Source organism: Bradyrhizobium valentinum (assembly GCF_001440405.1).
Classification (GTDB): Bacteria; Pseudomonadota; Alphaproteobacteria; order Rhizobiales; family Xanthobacteraceae; genus Bradyrhizobium; species Bradyrhizobium valentinum.
This window is the reverse complement of sequence record NZ_LLXX01000104.1, coordinates 1-1,420: the sequence shown is the minus strand read 5'-3', so window position 1 is coordinate 1,420 and position 1,420 is coordinate 1. Positions and strand designations below refer to the sequence as shown.

General features: G+C 64.0%; 1 protein-coding gene. It reads left to right on the top strand.

The features are described from left to right. Position 1 precedes the first annotated feature (1 nt). Entirely contained in the window at positions 2–1,285 is a 1,284-nt protein-coding gene (locus CP49_RS16210) for an IS701 family transposase (protein WP_057851230.1), read from the top strand. Positions 1,286–1,420 lie beyond the last annotated feature (135 nt).

The window sequence follows — 1,420 nt, the reverse complement described above, 5'->3', positions numbered from 1 at the left end:
GATGAATCTCGATCAGGGTGGAGACAGCGAAACGCGGTTTGCGGAGTATGTAGCCGGTCTTGGAAGCGTGACCGGTCACGTGGAGCGGACGAGACCGCTGCGCGACTATTGCACGGGCCTGATGCTGCCTGGGGAACGCAAGAGCGTTGAGCCGATGGCGGCGCGGACGGCTCCAGCGCGCACGGCGGCACAGCACCAGTCGTTGCTGCATTTCGTCGCCAACGCGGCGTGGTCGGACGAGGACGTGCTGGCCAAGGTGCGCGAGATGGTGCTGCCGGCGATCGAGAAGAGCGGACCGATCGAGGCGTGGATCATCGATGACACCTCGTTCCCCAAGCAAGGCAAGCATTCGGTCGGCGTGCACCACCAATATTGCGGGCAGCTCGGCAAGCAGGCCAATTGCCAGGTCGCGGTGTCGCTGTCGGTTGCCAATCATGCCGCCAGCCTTCCGGTGGCCTATCGGCTGTACCTGCCGGAAGCCTGGACGAAGGATCGTGCCCGGCGGAAGAAGGCAGGCGTGCCGAAGCAGATCAAGTTCAAGACCAAGCCGCAGATCGCGCTGGAGCAAATCCGCGGGGCCTGCGAGAGCGGTCTGCCACGCGGCGTTGCGTTGATGGATGCGGCCTACGGCAGGGACGCGCGGCTGCGTGCAGGCATGACGGAATTGGGCGTGCCTTACGTGGTCGGCATCGTGCCGACCATCTTGATGTGGGCTCCTGGCAGCGGCCCACGGCGAATGGACAAGCCGATGAACAACACCGGCCGTCGCGACGAGCCCGAACTGGTCTCGGCCAAAAAAGTGGCACTCGGTCTACCGAAGCAGGCCTGGCGCACGGTGACGTGGCGGGAAGGCTCGGCCGACCAGCTATCCTCGCGCTTCGCGCGTGTGCGTGTCCGCGTCGGGTACAACAAACTGATCCCCGAGAAGCTGTCGCCTGAGTGGCTGTTGATCGAATGGCCGGAGGGCGAAGCACAGCCAACCAAATACTGGCTCTCCACACTGCCGGAGAACGTCAGCTTCACGCAGCTCGTCGATCTGGCCAAGCTGCGCTGGCGCATCGAGCGCGACTATCAGGAGCTCAAGCAGGAGGTCGGGCTCGGTCACTACGAAGGGCGCGGCTGGCGTGGCTTCCATCATCACGCAACCCTGTGCATCGCGGCCTACGGCTTCCTCATCGCCGAACAGGCGACGATTCCCCCCTCAGGACCTCGTTCCGCCGCGCCAGTCCAGGTCCCTCCCTTACCCGACAATTATCGACCCAGAGGATCTGCCCTTGCGGCCTGAACGCCACGTCCCGAACTCGATCGCAACCATGCGCGTGCGGCTGAGCCGGGCCCTCAGCAAAACGATCATACGATGCCCTTGTTGCGGCGCCGTCGCAGCATCACGCACGCGCAGAAAAATCATGACGCAGTAAAA